This is a genomic window from Pantoea sp. App145, from assembly GCF_047947045.1.
GTDB lineage: Bacteria > Pseudomonadota > Gammaproteobacteria > Enterobacterales > Enterobacteriaceae > Pantoea.
The window spans coordinates 2,981,310-3,008,257 of sequence record NZ_CP133290.1 but is presented as its reverse complement, the minus strand read 5'-3'; the positions used below and the strand labels follow the sequence as shown (position 1 = coordinate 3,008,257).

Here is a 26,948-nt window from a genome sequence, read left to right as displayed (position 1 = left end):
GGTTATTTACATTCGTGATAAATATTCATTACGACCGCGACGTAATCTTTCATTCTGATTTGGCAAGCGGCTTCCAAAATCTCTTAACGTGCTGCAAAAAACCGTGAAATAACGGAATCAAACGCGCAGTGCTGATCATCTGGATTCGATCTCTCAATGTGAAGCGCGCAGGATAGGGCTAACAAGGAGAGGTTATGTCTTTATCCCGGGTTTTAACACGCGCGGCACTGGGCGTTCAGGCACCACTGGTGACAGTGGAAGTGCATATCAGTAACGGCCTGCCCGCTTTAACGCTGGTCGGTTTGCCAGAGACAACGGTGAAAGAGGCGCGGGAACGGGTTCGCAGCGCCATCATCAACAGCGGTTTTACCTTTCCGGCGAAGCGCGTCACGATCAATCTTGGCCCCGCTGATCTGCCCAAAGAGGGTGGGCGCTACGACCTGCCAATCGCCATTGCGATTCTCGCTGCCTCAGAGCAGCTTCCAGACGCCAAACTCACTCAATATGAATTCCTGGGTGAATTAACGCTAAACGGCTCGCTCTGTGGCGTTCAGGCCGCCATTCCCGCAGCGATGGCAGCGCTGCATGCTGGCCGGCAAATGATTCTCTCTGAACAAAATCAGCAGGATGTGGGTTTAATCCGCGAAGGCGTGACTCTCGTTGGTAAGCATCTGCTTGAAATCTGCGCATTTCTCCATAACCAGGCAGAGTTAACCGTTGCCCACTACCAGCCTGAAGCGATCAACAAAGAAACACAGGACCTGAGCGATATCATTGGTCAGGAACAGGGACGCCGCGCGCTGGAGATCACTGCGGCTGGCGGGCACAACCTGCTGCTGCTCGGTCCACCTGGTACCGGGAAAACCATGTTGGCCACCCGCTTACCCGGTATCATGCCGCCACTGAGCGACCAGGAAGCGCTGGAGTGCGCGGCCATTGCCAGTCTTGTCAGTAGCGGCAATATCCATCGTCAGTGGCGTAAGCGCCCGTTTCGCGCCCCACATCATAGCGCTTCGCTGTATGCCTTAATTGGTGGCGGCTCTTTACCGCGTCCGGGAGAAATCTCTCTGGCGCACAATGGCGTACTGTTCCTGGATGAGCTGCCGGAGTTCGAACGCAAAGTTCTGGACTCCCTGCGGGAACCGATTGAATCCGGAGAGATCGCGATATCCCGAACCCGGGCAAAAGTGACCTATCCTGCCCGCTTTCAATTGATTGCAGCAATGAATCCGAGTCCCACAGGCCATTATCAGGGCACGCATAATCGCTGCACGCCACAGCAGATATTGCGCTATCTGAGCCGTCTTTCTGGACCCTTTCTCGACCGCTTCGATCTGTCACTGGAAATACCGCTTCTGCCCAACGGTACGCTCAGCCAGAAGCAACAGCGCAGCGAAAGTAGTGCCGATGTGCTGCAACGTGTTCTCGAGGCGCGGCAACGTCAAATCAATCGCAGCGGGAAAGTGAATGCGCATTTATCTAATGCAGATATCCAGCGCTGGTGTGAACTGCTTCAGGATGATGCGAAGTGGCTTGAAGAAGTACTGAATTCACTGGGGTTATCAGTGCGCGCCTGGCAACGCATCCTGAAAGTGGCAAGAACTATCGCAGATCTGGCAGGAGAAACGCAGATTACCCGTCTTCACCTGCAGGAAGCGGTGGGGTATCGCAGTATCGACCGGTTAATGATTTTTCTGCACAAAAGCCTGGAATAAAAAACGGGGCATTTGCCCCGTGATCTTAGTCTTCGCTGTCGCTGTAGTCTTCGACACTGTCCATCTGCGGCTTGCCGCCGGAAAGCGTGTGAAAACGCTTAGGACGCTTGATACGTGCGGTATATTTCGACCATACACGTTCAGCTTCCGTTTGCGGCTCACGAATACCACGACATACTTCAAGAAATAAACGCTCTTCTTCCGTCACCGGCTCACGCTTTGCCAGGTCCAGTTCATTAAAGGCATAACCGTGGCGCTCAAGAAGCGTAGCTTCTTTAATGGTGAAGTCACCATGACGCGAAAAACCACGAGGGTAATGTTTGTTATCAAAGAAACGATTCGTTGTTGCGAAGCTGTCCGCCATTTTACACGCTCCTGATTCTCATATGGCCGTGCTATTTATGGCGCGGAGTATTAGATAGGCTTGACAGAGTGTAAAACAAAACATTTAAATCAACACGACAAACATTTTTTGGGAGAATGCTGTGGATACGGAATTACTGAAAACTTTCCTCGAAGTGAGCAGAACACGTCATTTCGGGCGCGCTGCTGAAGCGCTTTACCTCACGCAATCTGCCGTTAGTTTCCGCATTCGCCAACTGGAAAATCAGCTGGGCGTTAACCTTTTTACTCGCCATCGTAATAACATCCGGCTGACTTCAGCAGGTGAGCGTTTATTGCCCTACGCTGAAAGCCTGATGAGCACCTGGTTGATGGCTAAGAAGGAAGTTTCGCATACACAGCAACATCACGAGCTTTCTATCGGGGCCAGTGCTTCACTCTGGGAAGCTTACCTAACCCCCTGGCTACAATCGCTTTATGAGAACAGAGAAAGCCTGCATCTTGAGGCGCGAATCGCACAACGGCATTTGCTGGTAAAGCAGCTACATGAACGACAGCTTGATCTTTTGATCACCACGGAAGCACCGAAGATGGATGAATTGACCAGCCAGCAAATTGGTCACATTTCACTCGCGTTATTTCGTGCACGTAAAACTGAGAAACGTGAAAAATATGATTACATTAAACTGGAATGGGGAGCAGATTTTCACCAACACGAAAATTATCTGTCAAGTGATGACGTTCCGGTATTAACAACAACTTCGGCGCATGTTACCCGAGAATTGCTGCATACAACGGGTGCTTGTGCATTTTTACCTGATTTCTGGCATGGCACTTATAGCGATCTGATGGTTATTCCTGATACACCTGTCGCTGTCAGACCGTTATATGCGGTATGGCTTCAGAATAGCGATCAGCAGGCGCACATTCGGCAGCTGCTTAAATATCCGGTATTGACACATTGAGGTAATAAAACGGGAAGGGTTTGAGTGGATATTGGTGAAGCTCAACTCTCTTCACCACTAAATTTAGAACAAAAAAAATCCTTTGCCTAAGCAAAGGATTGTTTTCTGGCAGGGGCGGAGGGACTCGAACCCCCAACACCCGGTTTTGGAGACCGGTGCTCTACCAATTGAACTACGCCCCTAAATGAGGGTGGCGGTGCGGACGGGACTCGAACCCGCGACCCCCGGCGTGACAGGCCGGTATTCTAACCGACTGAACTACCGCACCACCGAATACTGCATTACCAGCGGGGTCTCGCTGATAACCGGTGTTACCTTTTCAGGTAAGTACCTTAAATTGATGCCTGGCAGTTCCCTACTCTCGCATGGGGAGACCCCACACTACCATCGGCGCTACGGCGTTTCACTTCTGAGTTCGGCATGGGGTCAGGTGGGACCACCGCGCTACAGCCGCCAGGCAAATTCTGTTTATCCGTACCGCCCTCTCAGGCCGCACGAATCTATCCGGATGAACCAAGCTGAAAATCTTCTCTGGTCTCTCAACCAAAACGCCTCTGGCGTTGTAAGGTTAAGCCTCACGGGTCATTAGTACCGGTTAGCTCAATGCATCGCTGCACTTACACATCCGGCCTATCAACGTCGTCGTCTTCAACGTCCCTTCAGGACCCTCAAGGGGTCAGGGAGAACTCATCTCGGGGCAAGTTTCGTGCTTAGATGCTTTCAGCACTTATCTTTTCCGCACTTAGCTACCGGGCAATGCCATTGGCATGACAACCCGAACACCAGTGGTGCGTTCACTCCGGTCCTCTCGTACTAGGAGCAACCCCCCTCAATTCTCCAGCGCCCACGGCAGATAGGGACCGAACTGTCTCACGACGTTCTAAACCCAGCTCGCGTACCACTTTAAACGGCGAACAGCCGTACCCTTGGGACCTACTTCAGCCCCAGGATGTGATGAGCCGACATCGAGGTGCCAAACACCGCCGTCGATATGAACTCTTGGGCGGTATCAGCCTGTTATCCCCGGAGTACCTTTTATCCGTTGAGCGATGGCCCTTCCATTCAGAACCACCGGATCACTATGACCTGCTTTCGCACCTGCTCGAGCCGTCACTCTCGCAGTCAAGCTGGCTTATGCCATTGCACTAACCTCCTGATGTCCGACCAGGATTAGCCAACCTTCGTGCTCCTCCGTTACGCTTTGGGAGGAGACCGCCCCAGTCAAACTACCCACCAGACACTGTCCGCAGCCCGGATTACGGGCCTACGTTAGAACATCAAACATTAAAGGGTGGTATTTCAAGGTCGGCTCCACGCAGACTGGCGTCCACGCTTCAAAGCCTCCCACCTATCCTACACATCAAGGCTCAATGTTCAGTGTCAAGCTATAGTAAAGGTTCACGGGGTCTTTCCGTCTTGCCGCGGGTACACTGCATCTTCACAGCGATTTCAATTTCACTGAGTCTCGGGTGGAGACAGCCTGGCCATCATTACGCCATTCGTGCAGGTCGGAACTTACCCGACAAGGAATTTCGCTACCTTAGGACCGTTATAGTTACGGCCGCCGTTTACCGGGGCTTCGATCAAGAGCTTCTCCTTACGGATAACCCCATCAATTAACCTTCCGGCACCGGGCAGGCGTCACACCGTATACGTCCACTTTCGTGTTTGCACAGTGCTGTGTTTTTAATAAACAGTTGCAGCCAGCTGGTATCTTCGACTGGCTTCAGCTCCGGGAGCAAGTCCCTTCACCTAATGCCAGCGTGCCTTCTCCCGAAGTTACGGCACCATTTTGCCTAGTTCCTTCACCCGAGTTCTCTCAAGCGCCTTGGTATTCTCTACCTGACCACCTGTGTCGGTTTGGGGTACGATTTCGTGTTACCTGGAGCTTAGAGGCTTTTCCTGGAAGCAGGGCATCAGTTACTTCACCACCGTAGTGGCTCGTCATCACGCCTCAGTGTTAAAGAAGACCGGATTTGCCTGGTCTTCACACCTACACGCTTAAACCGGGACAACCGTCGCCCGGATAACCTAGCCTTCTCCGTCCCCCCTTCGCAGTAACACCAAGTACAGGAATATTAACCTGTTTCCCATCGACTACGCTTTTCAGCCTCGCCTTAGGGGTCGACTCACCCTGCCCCGATTAACGTTGGACAGGAACCCTTGGTCTTCCGGCGAGCGGGCTTTTCACCCGCTTTATCGTTACTTATGTCAGCATTCGCACTTCTGATACCTCCAGCAGACCTCACAGTCCACCTTCAGCGGCTTACAGAACGCTCCCCTACCCAACAACACATAGTGTCGCTGCCGCAGCTTCGGTGCATGGTTTAGCCCCGTTACATCTTCCGCGCAGGCCGACTCGACCAGTGAGCTATTACGCTTTCTTTAAATGATGGCTGCTTCTAAGCCAACATCCTGGCTGTCTGTGCCTTCCCACATCGTTTCCCACTTAACCATGACTTTGGGACCTTAGCTGGCGGTCTGGGTTGTTTCCCTCTTCACGACGGACGTTAGCACCCGCCGTGTGTCTCCCGTGATAACATTCTCCGGTATTCGCAGTTTGCATCGGGTTGGTAAGCCGGGATGGCCCCCTAGCCGAAACAGTGCTCTACCCCCGGAGATGAGTTCACGAGGCGCTACCTAAATAGCTTTCGGGGAGAACCAGCTATCTCCCGGTTTGATTGGCCTTTCACCCCCAGCCACAGGTCATCCGCTAATTTTTCAACATTAGTCGGTTCGGTCCTCCAGTTAGTGTTACCCAACCTTCAACCTGCCCATGGCTAGATCACCGGGTTTCGGGTCTATACCCTGCAACTTAACGCCCGGTTAAGACTCGGTTTCCCTTCGGCTCCCCTATACGGTTAACCTTGCTACAGAATATAAGTCGCTGACCCATTATACAAAAGGTACGCAGTCACACCCAAAAGGGTGCTCCCACTGCTTGTACGTACACGGTTTCAGGTTCTGTTTCACTCCCCTCGCCGGGGTTCTTTTCGCCTTTCCCTCACGGTACTGGTTCACTATCGGTCAGTCAGGAGTATTTAGCCTTGGAGGATGGTCCCCCCATATTCAGACAGGATACCACGTGTCCCGCCCTACTCGTCGGACTCACAGTCTGTGCATTTTCGTGTACGGGGCTGTCACCCTGTATCGCGCGACTTTCCAGACGCTTCCACTAACACACAAACTGATTCAGGTCCTGGGCTGTTCCCCGTTCGCTCGCCGCTACTGGGGGAATCTCGGTTGATTTCTTTTCCTCGGGGTACTTAGATGTTTCAGTTCCCCCGGTTCGCCTCGTTAACCTATGTATTCAGTTAACGATAGTGCACAAGTGCACTGGGTTTCCCCATTCGGACATCGCCGGCTGTTGCGGTTCATATCACCTTGCCGGCGCTTTTCGCAGATTAGCACGTCCTTCATCGCCTCTGACTGCCAGGGCATCCACCGTGTACGCTTAGTCGCTTAACCTCACAACCCACAGGCGTTTTGCAACGCTTATGAATCGCAAGCTTTTGAGAGACTCGAACGCGCCGCTTTCATTTCTTATTACGGAGAAATGAAACAACGCGTCGTTTCAAATTTTCAGCTTGTTCCGGATTGTTAAAGAGCAAATACTTCGCAGCACACCGTTTCCGGTACGCTCTGAAGTATTGAAGTACTGTAATGGTGGAGCTAAGCGGGATCGAACCGCTGACCTCCTGCGTGCAAGGCAGGCGCTCTCCCAGCTGAGCTATAGCCCCATACAGTTACTGCAGAGACCACTACTACCACTCAACCGAGTTCACATTCTTCAGACAAAAGAAGAATGCAATTTCTGCTCAGGCAAGGCATGCGGAAGGGAAGTTTACGTCGGTAAACGACCGCGCGCATAACGCAGCATGAGAAGAAATTTGGTAGGCCTGAGTGGACTTGAACCACCGACCTCACCCTTATCAGGGGTGCGCTCTAACCACCTGAGCTACAAGCCTGTAGAGGTTTTTCTGCTCGTTACTTTTCTATCAGACAATCTGTGTGAGCACTTCGAAGGAAGGTATCTTCAGGTAAGGAGGTGATCCAACCGCAGGTTCCCCTACGGTTACCTTGTTACGACTTCACCCCAGTCATGAATCACAAAGTGGTAAGCGCCCTCCCGAAGGTTAAGCTACCTACTTCTTTTGCAACCCACTCCCATGGTGTGACGGGCGGTGTGTACAAGGCCCGGGAACGTATTCACCGTAGCATTCTGATCTACGATTACTAGCGATTCCGACTTCATGGAGTCGAGTTGCAGACTCCAATCCGGACTACGACGCACTTTATGAGGTCCGCTTGCTCTCGCGAGGTCGCTTCTCTTTGTATGCGCCATTGTAGCACGTGTGTAGCCCTGGCCGTAAGGGCCATGATGACTTGACGTCATCCCCACCTTCCTCCGGTTTATCACCGGCAGTCTCCTTTGAGTTCCCGACCGAATCGCTGGCAACAAAGGATAAGGGTTGCGCTCGTTGCGGGACTTAACCCAACATTTCACAACACGAGCTGACGACAGCCATGCAGCACCTGTCTCACGGTTCCCGAAGGCACTAAGGCATCTCTGCCAAATTCCGTGGATGTCAAGGCCAGGTAAGGTTCTTCGCGTTGCATCGAATTAAACCACATGCTCCACCGCTTGTGCGGGCCCCCGTCAATTCATTTGAGTTTTAACCTTGCGGCCGTACTCCCCAGGCGGTCGACTTAACGCGTTAGCTCCGGAAGCCACGCCTCAAGGGCACAACCTCCAAGTCGACATCGTTTACGGCGTGGACTACCAGGGTATCTAATCCTGTTTGCTCCCCACGCTTTCGCACCTGAGCGTCAGTCTTCGTCCAGGGGGCCGCCTTCGCCACCGGTATTCCTCCAGATCTCTACGCATTTCACCGCTACACCTGGAATTCTACCCCCCTCTACGAGACTCAAGCCTGCCAGTTTCGAATGCAGTTCCCAGGTTAAGCCCGGGGATTTCACATCCGACTTGACAGACCGCCTGCGTGCGCTTTACGCCCAGTAATTCCGATTAACGCTTGCACCCTCCGTATTACCGCGGCTGCTGGCACGGAGTTAGCCGGTGCTTCTTCTGCGGGTAACGTCAATGCATGAAGCTATTCACTTCACACCCTTCCTCCCCGCTGAAAGTACTTTACAACCCGAAGGCCTTCTTCATACACGCGGCATGGCTGCATCAGGCTTGCGCCCATTGTGCAATATTCCCCACTGCTGCCTCCCGTAGGAGTCTGGACCGTGTCTCAGTTCCAGTGTGGCTGGTCATCCTCTCAGACCAGCTAGGGATCGTCGCCTAGGTGAGCCGTTACCCCACCTACTAGCTAATCCCATCTGGGTTCATCCGATGGTGTGAGGCCCGAAGGTCCCCCACTTTGGTCTTGCGACGTTATGCGGTATTAGCTACCGTTTCCAGTAGTTATCCCCCTCCATCGGGCAGATCCCCAGACATTACTCACCCGTCCGCCACTCGTCACCCGGGGAGCAAGCTCCCCTGTGCTACCGTTCGACTTGCATGTGTTAGGCCTGCCGCCAGCGTTCAATCTGAGCCATGATCAAACTCTTCAATTTAAAGTTTGATGCTCAAAGAATTAAACTTCGTAATGAATTACGTGTTCACTCTTGAGACTTGATATTTTTTAAGTCCGTAGACTTTTGATATCAATCCTGCGAGTGCCCACACAGATTGTCTGATAAATTGTTAAAGAGCAGTGCCACATTTCTCGTGTGGCGCGGGTTGCGTATGTTACGCTTTCCGCGTTTTCAGTCAAGCATTTATTTTTGCTTTTCTGAAGGTTGCCACTTAAGGCTACCTACTTAACCCAGCGCTTCGTAAGCCGTTGTGCCGTGTCAGTGGAGGCGCATTATAGGGAGTTCTTTGAGGCTGACAAGTGCTAAATGCAATTTAATTTCTGAGTGTTGTTTTTTTCGACGAAAAGCCGCTAAAGCGCCAGTTTTTCCAGCAATGGGAAGCCATAACGCTGCAATACTGCTGATAATTGCAGCACGTCCTCATCCATCTGGGTACAAAATGCCATATTGGATGCAGAAGAGAGTGCCGTAGGTTCTGCCTGTTGCAGTAACCAGGCGGTACGACGCGCAATCGCCGCACCGGAATCCACCAGGCGCGTCCCTTCCGGCAGTACCAGCTGCAACTCATCACGCAGTAAAGGGAAGTGAGTACAACCCAACACCACCGTATCCGGCGGCTCCTTCATGCGCAGCCAGGGCTGTACCACGCGACGCACATCATCCAGCAGCACTTCTTCTCCGTGCAGCTTCGCTTCAGCCAGTTCAACCAGCTCTGAAGAACCCAACATTTTGATTTGGCATTCGCGAGCAAACTGCGCCACCAACTCATGGGTATACGGGCGTTTCACTGTGCCCCGCGTCGCCAGTAACCCTACAACACCATTACGCGTTAAGCGCGCTGCCGGTTTAATGGCTGGCACCACACCCACCACCGGGAAGGAGAACTTTTCGCGCAATGCGGGTAAAGAAACCGTGCTGGCCGAGTTACAGGCAATGACTACCAGCGCCAGTGGAAACCGTCGCGTAATGGACTCAACCACCGCCATAACGCGTTCGACGATATAGGTTTCGGTTTTTTCGCCGTAGGGAAAACCTTCATTATCGAAGGCGTAGAGATAGTGGAGATCCGGCAGGAGTTGCCGAATCTCTTCATAGACGGAGAGCCCACCGACGCCGGAGTCAAACACCAGCACGGTGGGACGCAGATCAGAAGCTGTAGCTGGCGCTGAGGTAATACTCCGTTCCTGGAGTTTGATAGCCATACACTGTCTCGTAGTCTTTATCGAACAGGTTGGCAATTCTACCACGAACGGTGAGCTGAGAGGTGACCGGATACGACACCGCCAGATCCCATAAACTCACACCGCCCAGTTTAACGCGCTGCGCAGTATAGGAGTGGTTGTAATCATTGTCATAGCGCTCACCAAGGTAGTGATAGGTGATGGACCAGTCAAAATCGAACACCGTCCAGTCGAGCTGGTATTTCACCTGCTGCTTAGCACGGCGCAACAATTGCTGATTGGTTTCTGCATCACGCGCATCGACATAATCATAAGAAATGGTATGGCTCAGCGGACCGGTATCGAAAGACGCGGTAGCCTCAACACCTTTAATGCGCGCTTTGTCGATATTGTAGTAAACGTAGGTACTCGGATCGCTATCAATCAGGTTATCGATGTCATTGCGATAGCCCGACACGCGCCAGTTCACCGGCCCGGTTAACCCCTCAAAACCACTCTCCCACTGTTTGCTTTCTTCCGGCTTCAGGTTCGGGTTGCCGTAGGTCTGGCTATAAAGCTGAGCCAGATTCGGAGCCTTATAGGCTGTGGCGTAAGAAGCGAAGACACGATAACCATCAACAAATTCCCAGGCGGCGCTGCTCTGCCAGGTGCTGTGCCAGCCAAAGGCATTGTTGTCATCACCGCGTACCGCGCCTTCCAGCGTTACGCTGCCAAACTGCTGTTGAGCCGTGGCATAAATGCCGGTATTACGCTGTTCCTGGCCATCCACCGTGGAATTGGTGCCGGGTTCTGACGTTTGTTTCTGCCAGTCAACGCCGCCGCTAACAGCACCATGCCCCACCTGCACCGTGTTGCCCCACTGCAGGTTGTATTGCTGAACATCATCCAGCGAAGCGGTGGCATCATATTTACCCAGCTGCGGACTGTAGTTGTAATCTTTGGTGTGGCTGTAGCTGGCGATCAGCTGAGAAGAATAGATGCCCTGATTAAAGCGCAGTCCGGTGTCCCATGTCTGGCTGTAAAGCTGACGGGTATCAACGAAGGTGTTGGGTTCAACATAGGTCGGGTAGCCGTCATAAGCGGTACGGTTATCAAAGCCATAGCCCCGCACGAAGCCGCTGAACTGGTCGCTGAACTGATGTTCCAGCGAACCATAAAGGGTCTTGCTCATAAATCCGTCACGGTCTTTTTGCGCCGGATCGCCATAGATGTCTGGCAGGTTCGCCACCACATCATAGCCTTTGGTGTAAGTATAGTTACCGGCCAGCGTCAGTTTGGTCGCATCACCCAGTTGCTGCTGCGTCGAGCCATCGTAGCTTTGATAACCTTTTGACCCGACACCCGCCGTCAGCGTAGTCCCGGGTTTATCACGACCGGTGATGATGTTCACCACGCCGCCGATAGCATCCGACCCATACACCGCCGAGCGCGCACCACGGATATACTCGATGCGTTGCACCAGCGAGATCGGAATCTGGCTGAGATCGGACGAACCGGAGATACCCGCCTGATTCAGACGAACTCCGTCGATCAGAATCAGCACATGGCTGGAATTAGTGCCACGGATAAACATCGAACTCTGCTGGCCGAGGCCGCCATTTTGCGCAATATCCACCCCCGGCAGGCGACGCATCACATCCGTGAGGCTTTTTGCCTGCCAGCGATCAATATCTTCCCGGGTAACGACTGTGGTGGGTGCCAGCACAGAAGAAACCGGCTGAGCAAAACGGTTAGCGGTAACGATTTGCGTATCATCATCCTGGGCATAGCCATATTGCGCCCAGAGGGACACCGCCGTTGCACTGAAGGCAAACAGCGAAGCATGTGTTTTTTTCATTGTTATAGCATCCAAAAGACGAAGCAGGATGCCGCAGGCATACGATCGATAGCACGCGATGACCGTACGAATTGCGACGTCACACCGGCAGGTCTTCGGGCTGAGAATCATTAATGGTGAAGACTTCCCATCCCGCAGGACAGTGTCTGCATCAGCAATCACCACGACATTCATTACCGCTGCGCGTCAGCTCCAGATTCACACTGGATTCCCTTTTAACTCAAGGAGGCCGGCTGCCGCAGTCTACGGATAAGAAGGCCAGAAATCCAGACTTCCAGCCATCTTCTTTCGCGCAGGGCTGGACATCAGCAGGTGAATGCCTACAATCGCCCGGCAAGCAGGCTTATTACCAGGATTAAAGATGACACCCGAACAACTCCCGATTGAACAATACGACGCGCAACTGGCGGAAAAAGTCAGCCGTTTGCAGGCGATGATGACACCATTTGCTGCGCCAGAGGTGGAGGTGTTTCGTTCACCGGTCAGTCACTACCGCATGCGTGCCGAATTCCGCATCTGGCACGATGGTGACGATCTGTACCACATCATCTTTGATCAGCAGACCAAACAACGCATCCGGGTTGATCAATTCCCCGCCGCCAGTGAATTGATCAACCAGCTGATGCCAAAAATGATCGATGCTGCCCGTGATAACCGCGTCCTGCGCCATAAATTGTTCCAGATCGATTATCTGTCAACACTGAGCAACCAGATCGTCATTTCCCTGCTCTATCACCGTAAGCTGGAAGCGGACTGGCAGCAGGCGGCGACGGCGTTGCGCGATGATCTGCGCGCCGCAGGACTTGATGTGCAGCTGATTGGTCGCGCCACCAAAACCAAAATCTGTCTCGATCGTGATTACATTGATGAGCGCCTGCCGGTAGCGGGCAAAGAATTAATTTATCGTCAGGTAGAGAACAGTTTCACCCAGCCCAATGCGGCGATGAATATTCAGATGCTGGAGTGGGCGCTGGATGTGACACAAAACGCGCGCGGCGATCTGCTGGAGCTGTATTGCGGTAATGGTAACTTTTCACTGGCGCTGGCACGGAATTTCCGTCGCGTATTAGCCACCGAAATTGCCAAACCTTCCGTGGCGGCAGCGCAGTACAATATTGCTGCCAATCAAATTGATAACGTGCAGATCATCCGCATGGCGGCGGAAGAGTTTACCCAGGCCATGAACGGCGTGCGAAGCTTTAACCGCCTGGAAGGTATCGACCTGCAAAGTTATCAGTGTGAGACCATTTTTGTCGATCCACCGCGGAGTGGGCTGGACGCCGAAACAGTCCGGATGGTGCAAGCCTACCCACGCATCCTTTATATCTCCTGCAACCCGCAGACGCTGTGCGACAATCTCGCCACGCTGGCGGAAACCCATGAGGTTGCACGGCTGGCGTTGTTCGATCAGTTCCCCTACACCCATCATATGGAGTGTGGTGTGTTGCTGACGCGCAAAGCCTGAATAAAAAACGGGACCCTCAGGGTCCCGTTTTTTTTAATTCTTGTTCTTCGGTCGCTTAAAGCGTGTCGCAATCCAGAACACCAGCGCTACCATCAGGATGGTAGGAATAAAGTTGGAGCCGATGTCCGGATACTCGGCGCGAACCAGTGCGCTGTAAACCAGAATCCCCAGCAGAAAAAACGCTGCGGCCAGCGATGGCATACCTTCCGGCATATTGCGGTTCAGGTAACGCTGATGCAGACACCAGGCCGCCAAACCCAGGGCGATCAGCGGGAAAATCGAAAACGGCACAAACGCACTGAACAGCACCGAAAAGGAGCCGTTGATGGCTAAACCGGTGATAAAAGCCAGTAAAAGCGTTCCTTTATCGCGGGGGTTTTGCTCAATCATTTCATTATCCTTATCACATTACTCTTCGGGTTTTTCCAGTGTTACCGCCAGGCGCTCCTGCTCCCGGCGATACCAGTAATACGCACCTTTGGCAATCATACGCAGCTGCAGCACCAGACGGTCTTCCAGCTTGCGGCGTTGCTCAATATCCACATCCAGCGCTTCTGCACCGGCACTGAACACGATGGTGACCATCGCTTCCGCCTGCGCTTCGGTAAAGCTGCGCGGCATGCGGTTCTCCAGCTCCAGGTAATCCGCCAGTTCGGCAATGAAGTGTTGAATTTCACGCGCAACTGCAGCACGAAACGCAGCAGAGGTTCCGGAACGCTCGCGTAGTAAGAGACGAAAAGCGTTGGGATTGTTCCCGATAAATTCCATAAAAGTTGCGACGGAGGTCTTAATAATGCTGCCGCCCTTGGCAATACGCTGGCGTGCCTGACGCATCAGCTGACGCAACATCAGGCCACTTTCGTCAACCATGGTAAGACCCAGTTCATCCACATCCCGGAAATGACGGTAAAACGAGGTGGGCGCAATGCCAGCTTCGCGAGCGACCTCTCTCAGGCTCAGGCTGGCGAAACTCCGTTCTGCACTTAACTGACTGAAGGCGGCTTCAATCAAAGAACGCCTTGTACGTTCTTTTTGTTGCGCTCTGACGCCCATTCTCTCTGCCCTGTGAGTAATCAGGCAGGCACTATAACAAACTTTGCCGCCGCCAGTGCCGCAAAGTTTGTGAACGCCTGTGAACCTCACGCTTTGTCAAAATCAGGCAAAAATCGCTGTTAGAATTCAGAAGTGCGCGGCGAGATGTTAGAATCTCGTTGTAAAAATGTATAGAAACATAGGACGTACTGGTATGCAAAAGTCTTACGATTACGATGCCATTGTGATTGGCTCCGGTCCGGGCGGTGAAGGTGCGGCCATGGGGCTGGTGAAGCAGGGAGCGCGCATCGCAGTGATCGAACGCTACCATAACATCGGCGGCGGTTGTACTCACTGGGGCACCATCCCTTCCAAAGCGTTGCGTCATGCTGTCAGCCGTATTATCGAGTTCAATCAAAATCCCCTTTATAGTGACCACACCCGACTTCTGCGCTCCTCCTTTGCAGATATCCTTAACCACACCGAAAACGTCATCAGCCAGCAAACGTCGATGCGGCAGGGTTTTTACGAGCGTAACCGGTGTGAGCTCTATCAGGGCGATGCGCATTTTGTTGATGCCAACACCATCGAAGTGGAACAACCGGATGGCACCCGCGAACGCTTAACCGCAGAAAAGTTTGTCATTGCCTGCGGATCGCGCCCTTATCATCCGAATGATGTCGATTTCACCCATCCACGTATTTATGACTCCGATTCGATCCTCAATCTGCACCATGAACCGGGCCACGTCATTATCTATGGTGCCGGGGTGATCGGCTGTGAATATGCCTCCATTTTCCGTGGCTTGAACGTGAAGGTTGACCTGATCAACACCCGCGATCGTCTGCTGGCGTTTCTCGACCAGGAGATGTCGGATTCGCTGTCTTATCACTTCTGGAACAGCGGCGTGGTGATTCGTCACAACGAAGAGTTTGAGAAGATTGAAGGCGTGGACGATGGCGTCATCATTCACCTCAAATCCGGTAAGAAGGTGAAAGCAGATTGCCTGCTGTACGCCAACGGCCGTACCGGTAATACCGATTCACTGGCGCTGGAAAATGTCGGTCTGGAGGCAGATGGTCGTGGTCTGCTGAAGGTCAACAGCATGTACCAGACGGCACAGCCGCATATTTATGCGGTCGGTGACGTGATCGGTTATCCGAGCCTGGCTTCAGCTGCCTATGATCAGGGGCGCATCGCTGCTCAGGCTATTATCAAAGGCGAAGCCACCGCACATCTGATCGAAGATATCCCCACCGGGATTTACACCATTCCGGAAATCAGTTCAGTTGGGAAAACAGAACAGCAGCTGACCGCCATGAAAGTGCCGTATGAGGTGGGACGTGCGCAGTTTAAACACCTGGCGCGTGCGCAGATTGTCGGGATGAATGTCGGTAGCCTGAAGATCCTGTTTCACCGTGAAACCAAAGAAATTCTCGGCATTCATTGCTTTGGTGAACGTGCGGCGGAAATCATTCATATCGGGCAGGCCATCATGGAGCAGAAAAATGGCGGTAACACGATTGAATACTTCGTGAATACCACCTTTAACTATCCCACGATGGCCGAAGCCTATCGCGTTGCCGCGTTAAATGGCTTAAACCGCCTGTTTTAACGTGTTATCGAGATAGCTCTGCATGTGGGTTTTGATCGCTTCTGCCAGCTGCTCATAGCGGCTGCGCAGAGGCGAGCCGGGACGATAGACCAGCGCGATGGTGCGCTGCGGCACTGGCTTATAACACGGCAGATAACATACGCCATCACGCACGCGCTCGTTCGGCACCGCCAGTGCAGGCAATAACGTGATGCCACTTCCGGCAGCGACCATATTGCGCAGCGTTTCCAGGCTGGTAGCACGGAAATGGGTGTCTTCATCAGCGCCTGCTTCAAAGCAGAAACCCATCGCCTGATCGCGCAGGCAGTGACCATCTTCCAGCATCAGCAGCTTTTCACCGGCCAGATCCGACATGGGTACACGATCGCGATCGTGCCACGGGTGATCCTCATAGATCGCCAGTTTCATCGGCTCGTCAAACAGCGGCACCTCGATAAAGGCTTCGCTCTCTTTTACCAGCGCCAGAATTGCACAGTCGAGTTTGCCGCTATCGAGTTGTGACAATAGCTGCTGCGTCTGCGCTTCGTGCAGATACATTTCAAGCTTGGGAAAAGTCTGATGCAGCATCGGGATGATTTGCGGCAACAGATAAGGCCCAGTGGTGGGGATAAGCCCAATGTGCAACGGCCCGGACATAGTTTCGCCCTGCTGGCTGGCCATCTCCTTCAGCACCTTTACTTCACGCAGCACGGTGCGCGCCTGATCCACCAGCAACAGCCCAGCCTGGGTAAACAATACCTTACGGCTGGTGCGCTCCAGCAACATGACGCCCAGTTCATCTTCCAGCTTACGAATTTGTCCGCTCAGCGTAGGCTGGCTGACATGGCAGGCATCCGCTGCACGGCGGAAGTGACGGTGCTCCGCAAGCGAAACCAGATACTCCAGATCACGAATGTTCATTGATATCCTCCGAACCACGATAGCCCGTGGCGATAGATAGAATAGCAATGAACGATTAGCCCTATCAAGCCACTGACAGGAATAATACGTGCCATCTGAAGCAATGATGAAAAAAGGCTGAGAAGACGGAGCAACACCTGCAATCAGTCTGATAAATCACTGAGTTGGCCGGAGTGCCTGCTCTTTGATGATGTGCCTATAAAATAATGAAATTCCGAAGCTAGAGGTTGGCGGGCTATCCATAGCCCGCTTTTTTTTACCTTAGCTCAGGCGTTGCTGCGCTTCCTGAATCGCCAGCGCCACCTGCTGTGGTGCCACGCCACCACGGGCGTTACGCTTATCCAGGCAGGATTGCAGCGACAGAATCGGATAAACATCCTCTTCAATCACCGCACTAAACTGCTTCAGTTGCGCCAGGCTTAACGCTTCCAGCGCCACGCCCTGTGTAATCGCTTCTACCACCGCTTCACCAACGATATGGTGCGCTTCACGGAAGGGCACGCCTTTAGCGACCAGATAATCCGCCAGCTCGGTGGAGTTCGCATAGCCCTGCTCCGCCGCCTCCTGGCAACGCGGACGTTTTACCTGAATACCGTCCAGCACCAGCACCGACATATGCAAGCAGTCCAGCCAGGTGTCGAGTGCATCGAACAGGCCTTCTTTGTCTTCCTGCATATCTTTGTTGTAGGCCAGCGGCAGGCCTTTCAGCGTCATCATCATGCCAGTCAGCGCGCCCTGCACACGGCCACATTTGCCGCGAATCAGTTCCAGCGCATCCGGGTTTTTCTTCTGCGGCATCAGTGAAGAACCGGAAGTCACTTTGTCCGACAGCTCCACAAAACCCGCTTCGCCGGTGTTGAAGAAAATCATGTCTTCAGCAAAGCGCGACAAATGCACCATACCGATGGATGCATCAGACAGCAGCTCCAGCACATGGTCGCGGTCAGAAACGGTATCGAGGCTGTTGCGGGTGGCAGAAGCAAAACCTAACCAACCTGCCAGCTGCTGACGATCGATTTCGTAAGCAGTACCGGCCAGGGCGCCGCAGCCCAGCGGGCTGACGTCAAGACGCTTCAGGGTGTCCTGTAAACGGCTTTCATCACGCGCCAGCATTTCGACATAGGCAAGGCACCAGTGGGCAAAAGTTACCGGCTGGGCGCGTTGCAGGTGGGTATAGCCCGGCATCACCGCATCCTGATTCGCCTCTGCCGTTACTACCAGCGCTTTTTGCAGCTCACGCGTTGCGTCCAGCAGCACCGCAACCTGCTCTTTGCACCACAGTTTCAAATCAGTCGCGACCTGGTCATTACGGCTACGGCCAGTATGCAGCTTTTTACCCAGCGCCCCGACTTTATCAATCAGTTTGCCTTCCACCCAGCTGTGGATGTCTTCGGCATCACTCTGCAGAATCTGCTGCGGATTGGCGCGCACTTCGGCCAGCAGCGCCTGTAACGCCGCTTCCAGCTGCTGCTGTTCGTCGCTGCTCAGGACATTGACCGTGACCAGCGCTTTTGACCAGGCGACAGAACCGATGATGTCCTGCTCCGCCAGGCGATAGTCGAAACGCAGCGAGTCATTGAATTGTTTGAACCGTTGGTCTGCTGCCTGGGTAAAGCGTCCACCCCAAAGTGCCATCTGAATACTCCTGAATGCTGTTAAACAAAGGGCGGCCCGAAGCCGCCCTTGTGAATGTGTCGTTCGCGCGGAATTACTTTTTCTGCTCGTTCAGCGCACGGATGCGTGAAGAGAGCGAGAACAGACGGATAAAGCCGCCCGCGTGACGGTGATCGTACACTTCGTCTTCGCCGAAGGTCGCAAACTCTTCCGAGTACAGGCTGTTAGCGGATTTCTTCTGAATTGCGGTAGCCTGACCTTTGTACAGCTGCAGTACCACTTCGCCGTTAACCAGCTCCGCCAGCGACTCGGCAGCTGCCTGGATAGACTGACGCAGCGGCGCAAACCAGCGACCGTCATACACCACGTATGACATTTCCTGACCCAGCTGCTCACGCCATTTGAAGCTGTCACGGTCCAGAACCAGCTGCTCAACCGCACGCAGGGCGTTGACCATGATGGTGCCTCCTGGGGTTTCATAGCAACCACGGGATTTGATCCCTACCAGACGGTTTTCCACGATGTCGATACGGCCTACGCCGTGCTTCGCACCCAGCACATTCAGTTTTTCCAGACAGGCGAACGGGCTGAGCTTCTCGCCATTCACCGCCACCACGCGACCTTTTTCTACGGTCACGGTGACGTTTTCCGGCTGATCCGGCGCTTCCAGCGGATCGACGGTCCACACCCAGCAATCTTTGTTCGGTGCGTTCCACGGGCTTTCCAGCACGCCACCTTCGGTGGAGATGTGCCATGCGTTCTCGTCACGGCTGTAGATTTTTTCCAGCGACGCGGTGGTCGGGATGTTGCGCTCTTTCAGGTAGTCGAGCAGCGCTTCACGTGAACGCAGGTTCCATTCACGCCATGGAGCCACCACTTTCAGCTGCGGTGCCAGCGCGGTATAGGTGGTTTCAAAACGCACCTGGTCGTTACCTTTACCGGTCGCACCGTGGCACAGGGCATCGGCACCCACTTTCAGCGCCAGCTCAACCTGTGCTTTAGCGATAATCGGACGCGCCATGGAAGTACCCAGCAGGTAGGTGCCTTCGTACAGCGCACCGGTCTGCAGTACCGGGTAAACATATTCACTGATGAACTCTTCACGCAGGTCAACCACGTGGCACTCAGAGGCACCTGATTGCAGTGCTTTCTTCTCAACGCCATCCAGATCGGCAGGGTCCTGACCGATATTCGCCACGAAGGCTACCACTTCACAGCCGCCGTAATTCTCTTTCAGCCATGGAATGATGGCAGACGTATCAAGGCCGCCGGAGTAAGCCAGAACAATTTTTTTGATGCCTTGCGTTTGCATTTCGTAATCCTTGAATCAGTGTCGTTAAGCGAGAATCCGGGTGCCAATCGACACGCCGTTGAAAAGGGTTGGCAGCTGTTCAGCATGACGCCAGCTGGCAATATCCACCGGGCGACCCAGGGTACGTGCCGCATCCAGCGCTGCGTTAACTTTAACGATCATGCCATCGGTAATGATGCCCTGAGCAATCAGCTGCTCGGCTTTTGCTGCGGTCATTTCCGCAATGCGCTGACCTTTGCCATCCAGAATGCCGCTGACGTCAGACAACAGTACCAAATCCGCACCAATGGTTGCTGCCAGCGCGGTCGCCGCCTGGTCCGCGTTGACGTTCATCAGTTCACCCGCGTCGGTGATACCGATAGAGCTGATCACCGGCATATAGCCTGCACCCAGCAGCGTATTGACCAGCATCGGGTTACCTGGCGTCGCGTTACCCACATGGCCCAGTTCTTCGTCGAACTGCGCAACATTGACCAGGCCAGCATCACCCAGGCATAAACCTACTGCATTGATGCCATATTTCTTCGCCCAGGCCAGCAGAGTTTTGTTGGCCGTGCCTGCCAGGGCACCGGTAATAATGTCAATCTGATCGGCTGGCGTCACGCGCAAACCGTTCTTCTTTTTCACCGGTAGTGCGAGCTTCTTCATCAGCTCATCCACCAGGCAGCCGCCGCCATGCACGATGATCAGCGGACGCTGATATTCGGTGCGGTACGCCAGCAGTGCATCAAACAGACGGGCCAGCGCTTCTTCGCTGTCCAGCAGGACGCCACCCAGTTTAATAATCAGAGGATTGGTCATGGTTTACTTACTCGCCCGTTAAATCAGAGACAGCGTTTCGGGGAAGCCGAAACGGATATTCAGACACTGCACCGCCTGGGAAGAGGCACCTTTCAGCAGGTTGTCTTCAGCGGCAACCACAATCAGGTGCTCACCCTGCACGGCAAAACCGATATCGCAGAATGGCAGGCCGACCACGCCTTTCAACGCCGGAACACCTTTCTTATAGAGACGCACCAGCGGTTTGTCATGGTAGGCGTTGTGGAAGGCTTCCGCCACATCCTGTTCACTCACGCCAGGCTTCAGGCGGCAGGTAATGGTGGCGAGAATGCCGCGCGGAAAATTGCCCAGATGCGGCGTAAAGATCACCGGCGTGCCGAGGTGGGCAACTATTTCCGGATGATGACGATGATTGAAGATGCCATACGGTTGCAGGCTGACTTCGCAGAAGCTGGTGGTGACGCTGGCTTTGCGTCCGGCACCGCTCACGCCACTGGTGGCATTGATCACTGGCCACTGCGCTTCATTGAGCAGGCCTGCTTCCACCAATGGTTTCAGCGCCAGCTGTGAGGCGGTCGGATAGCAGCCCGGCACCGCCACCAGCTGTGCTTCTTTAATTTTTTCGTGCTGCCATTCAGCCAGGCCGTAAACCGCTTTATCCAGCCAGTCGCCGTGCTGATGGGTGAAACCGTAATATTGGGTGTAGAAAGCATCGTCGTTAACGCGGAACGCACCGGAGAGATCGAAGACCACGCAACCCGCTTTCAGGAATTCCGGTGCCAGATCGTGGCTGACTTCATGCGCCGTGGCGAGGAAAACCACATCGACTTTATCCGCCCATTCAGCCGCATCACTCAGCGGCTGCAACGGCAGGTCGATAATCCCTTTCAGCTGAGGATGCAGATCGGACAGTAATTTTCCGGCATCCGGGCTTTGCGCTGAAACCGCTAAAGCGGTTATGTTCATATGCGGATGGCGATTCAGGTAGGTGGCAAGCTCTACGCCAGCATAACCACTGGCACCAACGATCAGCGTATTCAACATCAGGCTGTATACCTTATTACAGTCACACGTTCCGGGTCGCGGCCTTGCCCCGTTGCCCACGATGCCGTTTGCAGAAAATTTACTGTTCACATGCAGACGACGTTAATGTATTTTTATTCACTATTAATGCATGAATATTGATACATCCTAACCCAAGGACCGTCAACAGTGAAGACAAAATTACCACCTTTTATCGAACTCTACCGCCAGCTGATTGCCACACCGTCGATCAGTGCCACTGACGCCGCACTCGATCAGAGCAATGAAACTTTAATCAATTTGCTGGCAGGCTGGTTTCGCGATCTTGGTTTCAGTACCGAGGTGCAACCGGTACCGGGTACGCGGCATAAATTTAACCTGCTGGCGAAGACGGGATCGGGCGCGGGTGGCTTGTTACTGGCGGGTCACACCGATACCGTTCCGTTCGATGATGGCCGCTGGACGCGTGATCCTTTTACCCTGACTGAGCACGACAACAAGTTGTACGGTTTAGGCACCGCAGACATGAAAGGCTTCTTTGCCTTTATTCTGGATGCACTGCGTGACGTTGACGTGACCAAACTGAGCAAACCGCTCTACATTCTTGCGACCGCCGATGAAGAAACCACCATGGCAGGCGCGAAGTATTTTGCTGAATCCACCCAGCTGCGTCCGGATTGCGCCATCATCGGCGAACCGACGTCACTGAAGCCGGTGCGCGCGCACAAAGGTCATCTCTCGAATGTGATTCGTATTCAGGGGCAATCGGGCCACTCCAGTGACCCATCACGCGGTGTGAACGCGATTGAATTGATGCATGAATCCATCACCCAGCTGATGCAGCTGCGTAATACGCTGAAAACGCGTTATAACCATGATGGTTTTGCCATCCCCTACCCAACCATGAACTTCGGTCATATTCATGGTGGCGATGCCGCCAACCGCATTTGCGCCTGCTGTGAACTGCATATGGATATTCGTCCGCTGCCGGGCCTGACCCTGAGCGATCTGGATGGTCTGCTGAATGAAGCGCTGGCCCCGGTGAGCGAACGCTGGCCAGGCCGTCTGACCGTGGGTGAGCTGCATCCGCCGATTCCGGGTTATGAATGTCCGGTGGATCATGAGCTGGTGAAAGTGGTGGAGAAATTGCTGGGCACACCAACCGAAGTGGTGAACTATTGCACCGAAGCGCCGTTTATTCAGCAATTGTGCCCAACCCTGGTGTTAGGCCCAGGTTCCATCAACCAGGCTCATCAGCCGGATGAATTTATTGATACGGCATTTATTAAACCGACCCATGCGCTTATCACGCAGGTTGTGCATCATTTTTGTCACTGATGAACAATCGACGGGGCATTTCACTGTTTAATCAGCAAAATGCCCCGTCAATGTTCGGGATTTGATAATAAGAATAACTTATCTCGCTTCACTCTCGTTAAATTCTTTGAATTTCCATCATTTAGCAGCGAAATTTCGTCAGTTTAAGGCAATTGACGAACAGAGCGATACGTGGCTAGATAAAAGACGAAGTTATGCCCGTTGGGTATATAGATTAAAAAGACGATAAGGGTGTCAGGGTCACATGAACGAACAATATTCCGCAATGCGAAGTAATGTCAGTATGCTAGGCAAACTGCTCGGGGATACGATAAAGGATGCACTGGGAGAGAACATCCTCGATCGGGTGGAGACCATCCGCAAGCTCTCTAAGTCATCTCGTGCAGGAAATGACACTCATCGTAAGGAACTGCTGTCCACACTGCAAAACCTCTCCAATGACGAGCTCTTGCCAGTGGCTCGCGCATTTAGTCAGTTCCTGAATCTAACTAACGTGGCTGAACAGTATCAGACCATTGCCCGCAGCGGCGAGGGTGCTAATCACCCTGAGCTACTGAAAACCACCTTTGATCGCCTGAAACAGCAGAAAGACCTCAACGAAAGCGATATCCGTGCCGCCATTGAATCGCTCTCGCTGGAGCTGGTACTCACTGCGCACCCGACCGAAATTACCCGCCGTACACTGATCCATAAACTGGTTGAAGTGAACAGCTGCCTGCAACAACTCGACCACAGCGATATCACCGAGTATGAGTACAACCAGGTGATGCGCCGTCTGCGCCAGCTGGTTGCTCAGGCCTGGCACACTGACGAAATCCGTAAATACCGTCCGACCCCGGTCGATGAAGCCAAATGGGGCTTTGCCGTGGTGGAAAATAGCCTGTGGGAAGGCGTACCGGCGTTTCTGCGTGAGCTGAATGAGCAGGTGGAAGAAACCTTTGGTATGCAGCTGCCGGTGGATTTTGTCCCGGTGCAATTTACTTCCTGGATGGGCGGCGACCGCGATGGCAACCCGAACGTCACCGCCAGCATCACGCGTCAGGCGATGCAACTGGGCCGCTGGAAAGCCGCCGACCTGTTCCTGCGCGATGTCGGCGTGCTGATTTCTGAGCTGTCGATGTCCGAATGCAGTGACGAAGTGCGTGAACTGTGTGGCGACCCGGAAGCGCTGGAGCCGTACCGCGTTATTCTGAAGCGCATCCGCAGCCAGCTGATGTCCACACAAGCCTACCTGGAGCGCCGTCTGAAGGGCGAGCGCCTGCCGCGTCCGGCCGATTTACTGGTTTCCAACGATCAACTGTGGCAGCCGCTGTATGCCATCTATCAGTCACTGCAACAGTGCGACATGGGCATCATTGCCAATGGACAGCTGCTGGATACGCTGCGCCGCGTGAAATGTTTTGGTGTGCCGCTGGTACGTATCGACCTGCGTCAGGAGAGCACCCGCCATACGGAAGCCATTGCTGAGGTGACACGCTATCTCGGCCTCGGTGATTATGAAAGCTGGTCAGAAGCCGATAAGCAGGCATTCCTGATCCGCGAACTGAATTCAAAACGTCCCCTGCTGCCACGCCAGTGGGAGCCAAGCGATAACACCCGCGAAGTGCTGGATACCTGCAAGGTCGCTGCCGAAGTGCCACAAGGCTCAATTGCCGCTTACGTGATTTCGATGGCGAAAACCCCGTCGGACGTGCTCGCAGTGCATCTGCTGCTGAAAGAAGCCGGGATTTCTTACGCGATGCCGGTGGCCCCGCTGTTCGAAACCCTTGATGACCTGAATAACGCTGATGACGTGATGAGCCAGCTACTGAGCATCGACTGGTATCGCGGCTTTATTCAGGGCAAGCAGATGGTGATGATTGGCTATTCTGACTCAGCGAAAGATGCCGGCGTGATGGCTGCCAGCTGGGCGCAGTACCAGGCGCAGGATGCCCTGATCAAGACCTGTGAGAAAGCCGGTATCGCCCTGACGCTGTTCCACGGACGTGGCGGCTCCATCGGGCGTGGCGGTGCACCGGCGCACGCAGCGTTGCTGTCACAGCCACCGGGTAGCCTGAAAGGCGGCCTGCGCGTCACCGAGCAGGGTGAGATGATTCGCTTCAAATACGGCCTGCCGGAAGTGACAATTGCCAGCCTGTCGTTGTACACCGGGGCGATTCTCGAAGCCAACCTGATGCCGCCACCGGAGCCGAAAAGCGAATGGTGCGACATTATGGACGGTCTGTCGGCCCACTCCTGTGCGATGTACCGCGGCTATGTGCGTGAAAATCCGGATTTCGTGCCCTATTTCCGCTCAGCTACGCCGGAGCAGGAACTGGGTAAACTGCCGCTCGGCTCACGTCCGGCGAAACGCCGTGCCAGCGGTGGTGTGGAATCACTGCGTGCTATCCCATGGATTTTTGCCTGGACGCAGAACCGTTTGATGCTGCCCGCCTGGCTGGGTGCAGGTGCCGCGATTCAGAAAGCGATGGAACAAGGCCACCAGGATCAGCTGGAGACGATGTGCCGCGACTGGCCATTCTTCTCTACCCGTCTCGGCATGCTGGAGATGGTGTTCTCGAAAGCGGACCTGTGGCTGGCGGAATACTACGATCAGCGCCTGGTCGACAAATCCCTGTGGCCGCTGGGCCAGCAGCTGCGCGACCAGCTGGATGCGGATATCAAAGCGGTGCTGACTATCGCTAACGATGCGCATCTGATGGCGGATCAGCCGTGGATTGCTGAATCCATCGCCCTGCGTAACGTCTACACTGACCCGCTTAACGTGCTGCAGGCGGAACTACTGCACCGTTCACGCGCGCAGGAAGAACGCGGTGACGAACCGGATGCGCGCGTGGAACAGGCGCTGATGGTCACCATCGCCGGTGTTGCGGCGGGTATGCGTAATACCGGTTAAGTCCTCATGTCCTGTTGAGGACAAAAAATGCGCGGCGAGTGTTGCAAAACGCTCGCCGCGCATGACATTTGAATATCGTTTTTATTTCAACGCGTTAATTTTTATACACTCCCCCTTGTAAACGTCATCTCCAGCGGGTTAAACAACCCACGGAAAAACTGGTCTACCATCCTGATATTATTTTTATCTTGCGTGGTGTGATTATTGTTTTTCAGGCGAGAAATCATCTCCGCAGATATGGACTCCATGGCATCAATGACGCTTTGATACTTTTCAACCACCTCTGTATCTTTTTTCTTTAATCCTTTTGCCATTGTCTGGATAGTATCTACCGCGCTATCAAAGAACGAGTCAGGATAGAGCTGTGCATCAGCAGGCAAATAATCGGTATTCATAAGATAATGCAGTGTGGTCGAGAACTCGCGTAAAATAGCCAATTTATCAGGTAGGGTGATATATGCACCTTTTTCGCTAAAGGGGAATGACTCGATTTGATAACTATCTGCTGCGATATCCAGTTGCTTTGCATACGTATAAGTCTGACGAAAAACCGCTGCCGGTGTTCCGGCGATAATAATTGTCACTTTATCTTCAGCCTGAATTTGATCATTCAGAATCCCCGCCACGTTGATGGCATTCTGACCACTGTTAGTGGACCAGGGATCAACGAGTATTTTTTCCTCAGCAACGCCATTGCTCATCAGAATATCTTTGAACCTGTCCGCTTCAGTTTGATTAGTAGAGATAGTATGGCGATCAGTTGTGCCATGCCCACCAAAACCACTGGTGATAATTTTCAGATGTGCGCTATTTTTAACCCGCTGAGCGATAAAAGAGACATAGGTTTCATCATTATTACCGTTTAACACCAGGTAATTCCCCGGTTTGTCATGCTGCTCCAGCCATTGTTTTTCAGACATCTCCTGTGATGTATTCAGGCTGACATTGTTGTTAGTTATCTGTAACGAGAGAGGTTGGGTCAACGTGCGCAGCTCATCGTCAGCGACCTGCATTAAGAGATCTTTTATTTTATTAATCTCATCAGAAATCGCTTTATTTTCAACTGGAAAATCCTGAAGATGTCTTCCTTCCTGGATGAGGTTATTCATGGTTTTTGCAGTCTGTAAATCAGCAATATGCATTCCGCCGTTAACTGTGTGATACAGCTCTTTGCCACTAGATATCAGGAAATAACCTGGAAATTGCTGCATCCGGTGTTCTTTGGGGGTCTGAGGTGGGGTTTTATTTCTCTGTTTGGTTATTTTTATATTTGACTCTATCGTGATTGACGTATTTTTCCTCTGATTAATGTTTTTAATAAATATTGAC

17 protein-coding genes, 4 tRNA genes, 3 rRNA genes and 1 riboswitch are annotated in these 26,948 nt (G+C 53.3%); of the genes, 6 read left to right on the top strand and 18 right to left on the bottom strand.

The features are described from left to right. Positions 1 to 194: 194 nt before the first annotated feature. Positions 195 to 1,715, top strand: a complete 1,521-nt coding sequence (locus tag RCF31_RS13740; RefSeq protein WP_299448431.1) for a YifB family Mg chelatase-like AAA ATPase — start codon at positions 195 to 197, stop codon at positions 1,713 to 1,715. 25 nt (positions 1,716 to 1,740) lie between these two features. Here the strand turns inward: RCF31_RS13740 and RCF31_RS13735 are convergent, their stop codons facing one another. Beyond that, positions 1,741 to 2,079: a DUF413 domain-containing protein gene (locus RCF31_RS13735; RefSeq protein ID WP_084877814.1), complete on the bottom strand. Its 339-nt coding sequence runs from the start codon at positions 2,077 to 2,079 to the stop codon at positions 1,741 to 1,743. Positions 2,080 to 2,200: 121 nt separating this feature from the next. Here RCF31_RS13735 and hdfR point away from each other — a divergent pair, with 121 nt between their 5' ends. Continuing rightward, positions 2,201 to 3,022: an HTH-type transcriptional regulator HdfR gene (gene hdfR, locus RCF31_RS13730; protein WP_299448435.1), complete on the top strand. Its 822-nt coding sequence runs from the start codon at positions 2,201 to 2,203 to the stop codon at positions 3,020 to 3,022. Positions 3,023 to 3,128: 106 nt separating this feature from the next. Here the strand turns inward: hdfR and RCF31_RS13725 are convergent. From RCF31_RS13725 to btuB, 9 genes are all read right to left on the bottom strand, one after another. Next, positions 3,129 to 3,204, bottom strand: a tRNA-Trp gene (locus RCF31_RS13725). Between the two features lie 9 nt (positions 3,205 to 3,213). Then, a tRNA-Asp gene (locus RCF31_RS13720) sits at positions 3,214 to 3,290 on the bottom strand. A gap of 74 nt (positions 3,291 to 3,364) precedes the next feature. Continuing rightward, positions 3,365 to 3,480: ribosomal RNA gene (rrf, locus tag RCF31_RS13715) — 5S ribosomal RNA — on the bottom strand. Positions 3,481 to 3,586: 106 nt separating this feature from the next. Beyond that, a 23S ribosomal RNA gene (locus tag RCF31_RS13710) occupies positions 3,587 to 6,490 on the bottom strand. A 196-nt stretch (positions 6,491 to 6,686) separates the two neighbouring features. Further along, positions 6,687 to 6,762 (bottom strand) — tRNA-Ala (locus RCF31_RS13705). A 151-nt stretch (positions 6,763 to 6,913) separates the two neighbouring features. Continuing rightward, positions 6,914 to 6,990 (bottom strand) — tRNA-Ile (locus tag RCF31_RS13700). Positions 6,991 to 7,063: 73 nt separating this feature from the next. Continuing rightward, a 16S ribosomal RNA gene (locus RCF31_RS13695) occupies positions 7,064 to 8,605 on the bottom strand. Together the 16S, 23S and 5S rRNA genes with 4 tRNA genes alongside form the textbook arrangement of a ribosomal RNA operon. 371 nt (positions 8,606 to 8,976) lie before the next feature. Further along, complete coding sequence (murI, locus tag RCF31_RS13690) at positions 8,977 to 9,828, bottom strand: glutamate racemase (protein ID WP_416411179.1); 852 nt, start codon at positions 9,826 to 9,828, stop codon at positions 8,977 to 8,979. Beyond that, the gene (gene btuB / locus RCF31_RS13685) at positions 9,773 to 11,644 is read right to left on the bottom strand and encodes a TonB-dependent vitamin B12 receptor BtuB (RefSeq protein WP_313688579.1); all 1,872 of its coding nucleotides are present in this window, start codon (positions 11,642 to 11,644) and stop codon (positions 9,773 to 9,775) included. Before btuB ends, murI begins: the two co-directional genes overlap by 56 nt. Positions 11,645 to 11,712: 68 nt before the next feature. Continuing rightward, positions 11,713 to 11,893: riboswitch (cobalamin riboswitch) on the bottom strand. Positions 11,894 to 12,005: 112 nt separating this feature from the next. On the opposite strand from btuB, the gene trmA reads away from it, so the two are divergent. After that, positions 12,006 to 13,109, top strand: a complete 1,104-nt coding sequence (gene trmA, locus RCF31_RS13680) for a tRNA (uridine(54)-C5)-methyltransferase TrmA (RefSeq protein WP_416411178.1) — start codon at positions 12,006 to 12,008, stop codon at positions 13,107 to 13,109. Positions 13,110 to 13,142: 33 nt separating this feature from the next. Here the strand turns inward: trmA and RCF31_RS13675 are convergent, their stop codons facing one another. Together RCF31_RS13675 and fabR are read right to left on the bottom strand one after the other, a co-directional pair. Continuing rightward, positions 13,143 to 13,499: a YijD family membrane protein gene (locus RCF31_RS13675; protein ID WP_013510971.1), complete on the bottom strand. Its 357-nt coding sequence runs from the start codon at positions 13,497 to 13,499 to the stop codon at positions 13,143 to 13,145. An 18-nt stretch (positions 13,500 to 13,517) separates the two neighbouring features. After that, positions 13,518 to 14,162, bottom strand: coding sequence for an HTH-type transcriptional repressor FabR (fabR, locus tag RCF31_RS13670; RefSeq protein WP_013510972.1), 645 nt, complete (start codon positions 14,160 to 14,162; stop codon positions 13,518 to 13,520). A 193-nt stretch (positions 14,163 to 14,355) separates the two neighbouring features. Here fabR and sthA point away from each other — a divergent pair, with 193 nt between their 5' ends. Then, a complete protein-coding gene (gene sthA / locus RCF31_RS13665) occupies positions 14,356 to 15,756 on the top strand; it encodes a Si-specific NAD(P)(+) transhydrogenase (protein WP_084877828.1) in 1,401 nt (466 codons plus the stop codon). Here the strand turns inward: sthA and oxyR are convergent. From oxyR to argC, 5 genes are all read right to left on the bottom strand, one after another. Then, entirely contained in the window at positions 15,739 to 16,656 is a 918-nt protein-coding gene (oxyR, locus tag RCF31_RS13660) for a DNA-binding transcriptional regulator OxyR (protein WP_084877830.1), read from the bottom strand. The two genes, sthA and oxyR, sit on opposite strands and share 18 nt — an antisense overlap. A gap of 261 nt (positions 16,657 to 16,917) precedes the next feature. Next, positions 16,918 to 18,291 (bottom strand): argininosuccinate lyase, encoded by a 1,374-nt coding sequence (argH, locus tag RCF31_RS13655; RefSeq protein WP_416411177.1) that lies wholly within the window; start codon positions 18,289 to 18,291, stop codon positions 16,918 to 16,920. A 73-nt stretch (positions 18,292 to 18,364) separates the two neighbouring features. Continuing rightward, complete coding sequence (locus RCF31_RS13650) at positions 18,365 to 19,582, bottom strand: argininosuccinate synthase (RefSeq protein ID WP_084877836.1); 1,218 nt, start codon at positions 19,580 to 19,582, stop codon at positions 18,365 to 18,367. A gap of 24 nt (positions 19,583 to 19,606) precedes the next feature. Further along, positions 19,607 to 20,383, bottom strand: a complete 777-nt coding sequence (gene argB / locus RCF31_RS13645; protein WP_084877838.1) for an acetylglutamate kinase — start codon at positions 20,381 to 20,383, stop codon at positions 19,607 to 19,609. A gap of 18 nt (positions 20,384 to 20,401) precedes the next feature. Next, on the bottom strand, positions 20,402 to 21,406 hold the full coding sequence (argC, locus tag RCF31_RS13640) for an N-acetyl-gamma-glutamyl-phosphate reductase (RefSeq protein ID WP_299448456.1): 1,005 nt from the start codon (positions 21,404 to 21,406) through the stop codon (positions 20,402 to 20,404). A 168-nt stretch (positions 21,407 to 21,574) separates the two neighbouring features. Here argC and argE point away from each other — a divergent pair, with 168 nt between their 5' ends. After that, entirely contained in the window at positions 21,575 to 22,723 is a 1,149-nt protein-coding gene (gene argE / locus RCF31_RS13635) for an acetylornithine deacetylase (RefSeq protein ID WP_299448458.1), read from the top strand. Positions 22,724 to 22,967: 244 nt separating this feature from the next. Further along, positions 22,968 to 25,619, top strand: a complete 2,652-nt coding sequence (gene ppc, locus RCF31_RS13630; protein ID WP_416411176.1) for a phosphoenolpyruvate carboxylase — start codon at positions 22,968 to 22,970, stop codon at positions 25,617 to 25,619. A 101-nt stretch (positions 25,620 to 25,720) separates the two neighbouring features. Here ppc and RCF31_RS13625 read toward each other — a convergent pair whose 3' ends face one another. Beyond that, on the bottom strand, positions 25,721 to 26,830 hold the full coding sequence (locus tag RCF31_RS13625) for a YdcF family protein (protein ID WP_416411175.1): 1,110 nt from the start codon (positions 26,828 to 26,830) through the stop codon (positions 25,721 to 25,723). Positions 26,831 to 26,948: the final 118 nt, after the last annotated feature.